This is a genomic window from Accumulibacter sp. (genome assembly GCF_036625275.1).
Lineage (GTDB): Bacteria > Pseudomonadota > Gammaproteobacteria > Burkholderiales > Rhodocyclaceae > Accumulibacter.
In genome coordinates, this window is record NZ_JAZKUD010000127.1 from 1 (window position 1) to 8,597 (window position 8,597).

Here is an 8,597-nt window from a genome sequence, read left to right on the forward strand (position 1 = left end):
TGGAGTATCGTCGTGCCGGTGGCGGCGTGCATCCTGCTCGCGGCGATCTGGGGGCTGGCCCAGGGATGGTTGCTGTCTGCAGTTGCCGGTTCCACCTTGCTGGCGTCCGTGCTGGTTGCGGTTCATCACGCCGAAGTGATTGCACACCGGGTTGGCGAGCCCTTCGCGTCGCTTGTACTGGCTGTCGCAGTCACCATTATCGAGGTGTCGCTGATCGTGTCCATCATGCTGGCGGGCGGCGAGAACGCCACCACTCTGGCACGCGACACGGTGTACGCGACCGTGATGATCGTCTGCAACGGCGTCATCGGTCTTTGCCTGCTGATGGGCAGCATCCGGCATCGGACCATCGGTTTCCGGGTCGAGGGAACCACGCCTGCCCTGGCGGTACTGGCCACCCTGACCACCCTGACTCTGGTGCTCCCCGGCTACACCTCGACCACGGCCGGGCCGACCTTTTCGGTGCCACAACTTGCCTTTGCCGGCGTCGTTTCCTTCGTGCTGTGGGGAGTTTTCGTTTTCGTCCAGACGATTCGGCATCGCGACTATTTCCTGCCCGAAAACGCGGCGGCCGAAGACAGTCACGCGATCCCACCCTCGGTGGCCACCGCGCTGCTCAGCCTGGTCCTGCTGCTCGTCTCTCTCGCCGTCGTCGTCGGCCTCGCCAATGTGCTGGCGCCAACCATCCAGACAGCGGTCGATACGGCGGGGATGCCGCACGCCGTGGTGGGCATCGCCATCGCAATGATGGTATTGCTGCCCGAAACGATGTCAGCCGTCCGCGCAGCGCGCAGCGACCGGATGCAGACCAGCTTCAACCTGGCGCTCGGCGCCACGCTCGCCACCATCGGCTTGACCATTCCAGCAGTCGCCGCGACCGCCATTGCACTTGATCTGCCGCTGGATCTTGGCCTGCCCGCCAAAGAGGTGGCGCTGCTGGCGCTGACGCTGTTGCTGACCTCCATGACCCTGTCCGGAGGCCGTGCCACTATCCTCCAGGGGGCGGTTCACCTGGTGGTCTTCGCAGTCTTTGTCTTTCTGGCGATGGTCCCGTGACACCAGGCCGACACGACCATGAAGCACCTGCGCCCGGAAGGACGAGCGTCAGCACACCGGCGGAAGCTGAGCGCGATCCTGGCCGGGCAAACGGCAGTCTGTCCCGTTCGCGGCGGCCGCCCCCAATCGCTCATCCCTCCCGCAGCAGTCTTTCTGGCACACTCTGAAGAAAATGAAGAAACAGTACATCGTCGGCATCGACCTCGGCACCAGCAATACGGTCGTCGCCTACAGCGCGCCCGGCAAGCAGCAGGTCGAACTGTTCGAAATCGAGCAACTGGTCGGTCCCGGCCAGGTTGCGGCGCGACCGCTGCTGCCTTCGGTGCGCTACCATCCGGCCGCCGGCGAGATCAGCCCCGGCGAGTTGCAACTGCCGTGGAGCACGGCGGCAAGCGGCGAGCCGGTGATCACCGGCCGCCTGGCGCTCGATCTCGGCGCACAGGTTCCCGGTCGCCTGGTGGCCAGCGCCAAGAGCTGGCTGTCGCATGCCGCGGTCGACCGCCTGGCGGCTATCCTGCCCTGGGGCGCTGAAGACGAGGTCGACAAAGTCTCACCGGTCGGCGCCAGCGCCAGCTACCTGGCGCACGTCCGCGCCGCCTGGCTGCACCGTTTTCCGAAGGCACCGCTGGAACAGCAGCAGGTGATCCTGACCGTTCCCGCTTCGTTCGACGAAGGCGCCCGCGCGCTGACGCTGGCCGCCGCACGCCAGGCCAGCCTGCCCAATCTGCGGCTGCTCGAAGAGCCGCAGGCAGCGTTCTACGACTGGCTGTTCCGTCATCAGCAGCAACTCGCCGGGGAACTGTCGGAAACACGACTGCTGCTGGTCTGCGATGTCGGCGGCGGGACCACCGACCTGACGCTGATCCAGGTCGCGATCACCGACGGCGAGCCGACCCTCACCCGCATCGGTGTCGGCGATCACCTGATGCTCGGTGGCGACAACATGGACCTCGCGCTGGCCCATCTAGTCGAGTCGCGGCTGCCGGCCAGCGAAGGCCGTCTGTCGGCGGCGCGCTTTTCGCAACTGACGGCGCGCTGCCGCGCCGCCAAGGAACAGTTGCTGACGACGGGCGCACCGGAGGCCGTATTGCTGACGCTGCTGGGTGGCGGCGCGCGGCTGATCGGCGGCGCCCGCACGGTCGAACTGCAGCGCGATGAAGCGCGGCAGGTCCTGGTCGATGGCTTCTTTCCGCGCGTCGCCCCCGATGAACCGCTGCAGCAGCGGCGGGCGGCAATCGTCGAGTTCGGCCTGCCCTACCCGGCCGATCCGGCGATCACCCGCCATGTCGCCGCCTTCCTCCGACGACACGCGGCAGCAGCGCGCCAGGCGCTGGCCGACACCGGCGAGCGGCAGGAGATGCCGGTTCCCGACACGCTGCTCCTGAATGGCGGAGTTTTTCGTGCCGATGCCCTCGCCGAGCGCCTGCAGCAAACCCTCGCCAGTTGGCGCGGCGCGGCGCTGCGGGTTCTGCACAACGAGAATCCCGATGTCGCCGTCGCGCGTGGGGCGGTCGCTTACGCGCTCGTTCGCCAGGGTCACGGGCGACGAATCGGTGGCGGCTCGGCGCGCAGCTACTTCCTGGTGCTCGAGGAGCAGGCGCAGCCGCGGCGCGGCATCTGCCTGCTGCCGCGCGGCAGCGAGGAAGGGCACGAAATCCCGCTGCCCGAGCGACGCTTCAGTTTGCGCCTGGGGCAACCGGTGCGCTTCCACCTGGCGTCGTCGGTGGCCGATACGAGTTACCTCCCGGGCCAGATCGCGACGCTTGACGAAGACGAATTCGTCCGCCTGCCGCCGATCGCCACCGTCGTCCAGGCGCCGGCCGGCAGCAGCCAGCGCGAGGTGCGGGTGCAACTGACCACCTCGATGACCGAAGTCGGCACCCTCGAGCTGCACTGCGTCAGCAGCGAGGATGCCGCTCGCCGCTGGTTGCTCGAGTTCCAGTTGCGCGGCGAGGGCGCCAGCGAAGCGCTGGCATCGCCGACTCTGCCGGCACGCTTTGCCGACGCCGTGCAGTGGGTCGAACGTATCTTCGGATCCAGCTCGCAGCCGGTGGACAGCAAGGAGGTCCGGCGCCTGCGTGGTCAGCTCGAGCATCTGCTCGGCAAGCGCGACGAATGGGAGATGCCCGTGCTGCGCGCGCTCTTCGACGCCCTGATGCAGCGCGCACGGCGTCGGCGGCGCTCGCCGGAGCACGAACGGCTGTGGCTCAACCTCGCTGGCTTCTGCCTCCGCCCGGGTCTCGGCGATGCGCTCGATGAGTGGCGGATAGAACAGCTGTGCGAGATTCTTCCGCAGGGGATCCAGTACGTCAACGAAAGCCAGAACTGGTCGGAATGGTGGACGCTCTGGCGGCGCGCCGCCGGTGGCCTGCCGCCCGGCATCCAGGAAAAACTCCTCGCCGAACTCGCTCCCTGGTTGCGCAGCGAGCCGACGAAAACCCGCAGCCGCCTGCCAGCAGCCATTGCCGGCAGCCACGACGACATGCTGCGGCTGGTCGCCTCACTCGAAAGGCTGCCGATCGAGCGCAAGGTCGAGGTCGGCGACTGGCTGCTCGAGCGGCTGCGCAAGGCTTCGGAGAAGCCGCTTGGCTGGTGGGCGCTCGGCCGCCTCGGCGCGCGCCAGTCGCTCTACGGCAGCGCCCACCAGGTGGTACCGCCCGAGGTCGCCGGCCGCTGGCTGGAAGCCGTGCTCGCGAGCGACTGGAAGAAGGTCGAGCCGGCCGCTTTCGCTGCCACGCAGATCGCCCGCCTGACCGGCGACCGCACGCGCGACCTGCCGGAAGACGCGCGCGAAGCGACGCTGGCCCGCCTGGCAACGATCAACGCCAGCGCCAGCTGGGTCGCCCAGGTAAGGACCGTGATCGAACTCGACAAGGCCGATGAACGCCGTGCGTTTGGCGAGTCCCTGCCGGCCGGACTGCGGCTGATCGGCGAAAACAGGGCATCGTAAACAGCCCGCTCTGTCCTCCCTTGTGAGACACTATCGCGTTGTGGCCGGACACAGGATCACCAGGGTTGCCAAACCCGTGTCGCCCGGCTGGCGCCCCCCGAAGCAGGTGATGATTTTCGAGGAGTGAGCAATGCACGCGCAACGAGGAACCGATCGACGCCAGAGTTCATCCGGGCCACCGGCTGGCATGGCAGAACGCCGCTGCGGCAGCGAGCGCCGCACACTTAACGTCACCAGGGAGTCCATCGCCGACGTCGAAACGCGTCTCGCCATGCTCGCCCGTCGCGGCCGGCCCAACAGCGACGACAACGGTTCCGGCTGGGACAAGCTGATCATTCCTGTCGACTGATTTCCAGGCGGGGCTGCGCCAGCGCCGGGGCTGCCGTCCACCGCCTCGCTGACGCCAGGCAGTGGACGCGCTGACCACCAATCGGGCACCCATCCGGCGAGCCGCCAGTCAGGCACCGGGACGCCAGTCCTCACGTTCCCTGGGTCCCGGGAGGCAAGGGCCTGCGCAATGGACTGACGACTGCCGGCATCTGCAGATCGCCGCGTCGCTCGAAGGGCACCGTGCCGATCCCGGAGAGGTTGAGACGGCCGACGATCCGGTAGTCGATACGCTCGCGGCCACCCTTCTGCAACTCGCGCAACTGTTTCAGCGCGCTCCCCAGGGTGCTGGTGGCCATCACCTCCAGCACCGCTTCGCCGAAACGCGGGACGGTCACGCCCTTGTCCGACAGGCCGGTAATGAATGGCTGTCCGTTCAATTCGACTTCGACACTGAGGCCGTTGATCCGCAATTCCACGTCGTTGGGGTTCTGAACGCGCAGCTTCAGGGCAAAGCGCTGTTCGAAGACGCCGACCTGCACCAGCTTCAGGCCGGCAACGCTGACTTCGGGCTTCTGCGACAGGCCGCCAAGACCCGCACAAGCGCTCAGCAAGGCAATCGACAGGATGACCAGACCTCGCCTCACCGGCTTTGCCTGCCAGCTTCGAGAACCCGCAACAGGGTTGCCGTGTCGGATGACCCCCAGCCCATGGCCATCAAGGCATTGAGCTGCTGGCCAACCTGGCCGGAAACCGGCAGCGGCACGCCGAGGCGATGCGCTTCGGCGATCACCGCGGCGTAGTCCTTGTGGTGCAGGCGTGCTTCGACGCCGGCGTCAAAGTCGCGCGCAACCATTTTCTTGCCCATCACTTCGAGCACCCGGCTGCCGGCCGAGCCACCAGCCAGTGCCTGCCGCACCCTCGCCGGATCGACACCGGCCGCGCGACTGAAGTGCAGCGCCTCGGCGACCGCCTGAATGGCGGCGACCATCACCATCTGGTTGCACGCCTTGGCCACCTGCCCGGCGCCGCTGTCGCCGACATGCACGATCTTCCTGCCCAGCAGCTCAAGGAGCGGCCGCACGCGCTCGAGCACCGCCGCCTGGCCGCCGACCATGATCGCCAGCGTCGCAGCGATGGCACCCTGCTCACCGCCGGAGACCGGCGCATCGAGCATGTCGACGCCGTGCAGCGACAAACGCTGCGCCAGCGAGCGCGCCATTTCCGGCGCGATGGTGCTCATGTCGACGAGGATCGAGCCGGCGGCAAACCCTTCCGCCAGGCCGTCCGCGCCGAAGGTCACCTGCTCGACGTCGGATCCGGCGGTAATGACCGTGAACACCACCTGTGAACGCCGGGCCACCGCCGCCGCGCTGCCACAGCTGACTGCGCCGGCTTCGAGCAAGGGCCGGCATGATGCCGAGCCCCGTGCCCAGACCGCCACCTGATGACCGGCGCGCAGCAGATGCAGCGCCATCGGCCGGCCCATGACGCCGAGGCCGACAAAGCCAAGCTGCATCAGTCCTCTCCACCCGACAGCCGTTCGAGCAGCTTGAGGATGGCAATCGAATCCTCCGCGCCGAGACCCGAGCCAACCATCGCGTTGTACATCTGCGCCGTCGCTGCCGACACTGGCAGGCACAGGCCCAGCTCGTGCGCGCTCTGCATGACGATGTTCATGTCCTTCTGATGCATCCAGGACTTGAAGCCGGGCTTGAAGTTGCGGTCGAGCATCCGCTGGCCGTGATTCTCGAGAATCTTCGAATAGGCAAAACCGCCGAGCAGAGCCTCGCGCACCCGGGCCGGGTCAACCCCACTTTTCGCCGCGAAGTTGAGCGCCTCGGCAACGGTCAGCACGCCGACCCCGGTGACGATCTGGTTCGCCGCCTTGGCTACCTGCCCGGCACCCGAATCGCCGACGTGCACAATGTTCTTGCCCATGCACGCAAAAGCCGGGTGCGCGGTTGCGAAAGCGGCCTCGCTGCCGCCGACCATGATCGACAGCGTCCCGGCAACCGCGCCCACCTCGCCACCCGAAACCGGGGCATCGAGGAAATCGATGCCTTTGTCAAGCAGGCGGGCGGCGATGTCGCGCGCGGCTGCCGGCCGGATCGTGCTCATGTCGACGGCCACCTGCCCGGCCCTGCCGGCGCTCGCCACCCCCTGCTCGCCGAGCATCACCTGTTCGACATCGGGCGCATCGGCGACCATCGAGATCACCAAATCAACCACCGCCGCCAGCGCAGCCGGACTCGCCGCAGCACTCGCGCCAGCGTCGAGCAGGGGTTGCATCGACTCCGCACGGCGCGCCCAGACCGTGATCGGGTGGCCACCGCGCAACAGGTTCAGCGCCATCGGGCGCCCCATGATCCCCAGACCGATGAATCCGATTTTCATTGCTCTTCCCCTCGCCGCGGCGTGACAATCAAGCGTCGGAGTGTACCTTGCCACAGCGTCCCAAGTCGATGACATCATGCGGCCGGCGGTCGCCGACGAAACCGCCCGCCGGAATTTGTTCAAGGGCTTCCGGTTATCATCCGCATCTTTCGCTGCAGAGGGTTCATCGCATGGGATCAGCAGATAATGACCGGGCGGCAATCCCGACTGTCGGTGCGTGGACGGTTTTCCTGGTCTTCCTTCGCCTGGGACTGACGTCGTTCGGCGGGCCGATTGCACACCTCGGATACTTCCGCGAAGAGTTTGTCACTCGCCGGCGCTGGCTCGGTGAGCGCAGCTACGCCGACCTGGTTGCCCTCTGCCAATTCCTGCCCGGCCCCGCCAGCAGTCAGGTGGGCATGGCGATCGGGCTGTCGCGCGCCGGGTTCTCCGGCGCTCTGGCGGCCTGGGCAGGATTCACCCTGCCCTCGGCGATCGCCCTGATCCTCTTCGCCCTTGGCGTTGCGAGCTGGGGCAACGCCCTGCCCGCCGGTGCGCTGCACGGTTTGAAGGTCGTCGCCGTGGCGGTCGTCGCGCAGGCGGTATGGGGCATGGCGTGCAATCTGTGCACTGACAGCACGCGCGTCACCATCGCCGCAGTCGCTGCCTGCGTGACTCTGCTCTGGCCGACCGCCTGGGGACAGGTGGGCATGATCACCAGCGCAGCCGTCGTCGGCTGGCTCGTGTTCAAACCCGTCCAGGATGCAAGCCACGATCCATTGCCGATTGCGGTCAGTCATCGCCTGGCGGCCGCGCTGCTGGTACTTTTCGCTGTCCTGCTGATCGCTCTGCCGATTCTTCTCCGCATCTGGCCGAACCAGCCCCTGGCGCTGTCTGACGCCTTTTTCCGCGCCGGCGCGCTGGTCTTTGGCGGCGGACACGTCGTGCTGCCGCTTCTGCAGGCCGAGGTCGTGCCCAGCGGTTGGCTGACAAACGAGACCTTCCTGGCCGGCTATGGTGCCGCACAGGCCGTGCCCGGCCCGCTGTTCACCTTTGCCGCGTTCCTCGGGGCATCGATGAACACCGCGCCCAGTGGCTGGATTGGCGGCCTGCTCTGTCTTGTCGCCATCTTCATCCCCTCGTTCCTTCTCGTCGCCGGGGCGCTGCCCTTCTGGGAACAGCTGCGCCGCAGCGTTCGCACCCAGGCTGCGCTCGCCGGCGTCAATGCGGCGGTCGTCGGCCTGCTCCTCGCAGCCCTGTATCAACCGGTGTGGACCAGTGCCATCTTCCGGCCGGAGGATTTCGGCCTGACGCTGCTGGCCTTCGTTGCCCTGATGTTCTGGAAGCTGCCGCCCTGGCTGGTCGTTATGGCGACCGGCCTGGCCGGATGGCTGATCAGCGTCGTCCGCTGAAGGACCCTCCACTGCGCCACCGGGTGCTCGCGGGTGCGCCGAGCGACCGGTCGGCTTCCGGGTCGGTTTTCAGCTGATTACCGTGACCACCACCCGGCGCCGATGCGATATCCTCCGGTGCTCCCAGAGATAGATCCCCTGCCAGGTTCCGAGGCGCATCTCGCCGTTGCCGACAGGCACCGTCAACGAGGAACCGGCGATGATGTTCCGCCCGTGCGCCGCCATGTCGTCGTCGCCCTCGTTGTCGTGGTGATAGGCCGGATCACCGTCGGGCGCCCAGCGGGCGGCGAGCGTTTCCAGATCCCGACGCACCGACGGATCGGCGTTCTCGGTCAGCACCACCGAGGAACTGGTATGCTGGACAAAGACGTTGACCAGACCGATCGCAACCCCTGCCGCGCGAACAATCCGCGCCACCTCGTCGGTGATCTCGATCGTGCCGCGACCGCGACTATGAACGTCAAGCGTTTGCTGAT

The 8,597-nt window shown here is 67.3% G+C and carries 8 protein-coding genes; 4 read left to right on the top strand and 4 right to left on the bottom strand.

All coding sequences use genetic code 11. The features are described from left to right. The 3 genes from V5B39_RS20770 to V5B39_RS20780 form a co-directional block, all read left to right on the top strand. Positions 1–1,056 (top strand): calcium:proton antiporter (locus V5B39_RS20770; RefSeq protein ID WP_332344741.1); only part of this gene is annotated, 1,056 nt, incomplete at its 5' end. Between the two features lie 172 nt (positions 1,057–1,228). After that, positions 1,229–4,006: an Hsp70 family protein gene (locus V5B39_RS20775; RefSeq protein ID WP_332344742.1), complete on the top strand. Its 2,778-nt coding sequence runs from the start codon at positions 1,229–1,231 to the stop codon at positions 4,004–4,006. Between the two features lie 130 nt (positions 4,007–4,136). Further along, a complete protein-coding gene (locus V5B39_RS20780) occupies positions 4,137–4,355 on the top strand; it encodes a hypothetical protein (RefSeq protein ID WP_332344743.1) in 219 nt (72 codons plus the stop codon). Positions 4,356–4,485: 130 nt separating this feature from the next. Here the strand turns inward: V5B39_RS20780 and V5B39_RS20785 are convergent, their stop codons facing one another. The 3 genes from V5B39_RS20785 to V5B39_RS20795 are packed head-to-tail and all read right to left on the bottom strand — an operon-like array spanning position 4,486 to position 6,730. Next, the gene (locus V5B39_RS20785) at positions 4,486–4,980 is read right to left on the bottom strand and encodes an LEA type 2 family protein (protein WP_332344744.1); all 495 of its coding nucleotides are present in this window, start codon (positions 4,978–4,980) and stop codon (positions 4,486–4,488) included. Beyond that, the gene (locus V5B39_RS20790) at positions 4,977–5,852 is read right to left on the bottom strand and encodes an NAD(P)-dependent oxidoreductase (protein WP_332344745.1); all 876 of its coding nucleotides are present in this window, start codon (positions 5,850–5,852) and stop codon (positions 4,977–4,979) included. The genes V5B39_RS20785 and V5B39_RS20790 overlap by 4 nt, the downstream gene beginning before the upstream one ends. Then, positions 5,852–6,730, bottom strand: coding sequence for an NAD(P)-dependent oxidoreductase (locus V5B39_RS20795; RefSeq protein ID WP_332344746.1), 879 nt, complete (start codon positions 6,728–6,730; stop codon positions 5,852–5,854). Before V5B39_RS20795 ends, V5B39_RS20790 begins: the two co-directional genes overlap by 1 nt. A gap of 170 nt (positions 6,731–6,900) precedes the next feature. Here V5B39_RS20795 and chrA point away from each other — a divergent pair, with 170 nt between their 5' ends. Beyond that, the gene (gene chrA, locus V5B39_RS20800; protein WP_332344747.1) at positions 6,901–8,121 is read left to right on the top strand and encodes a chromate efflux transporter; all 1,221 of its coding nucleotides are present in this window, start codon (positions 6,901–6,903) and stop codon (positions 8,119–8,121) included. 69 nt (positions 8,122–8,190) lie between these two features. On the opposite strand, the gene V5B39_RS20805 is transcribed toward chrA, so the two are convergent. Next, positions 8,191–8,597, bottom strand: a 407-nt coding sequence (locus tag V5B39_RS20805; RefSeq protein ID WP_434735743.1) for a secondary thiamine-phosphate synthase enzyme YjbQ, incomplete at its 5' end; no start/stop codon positions are given.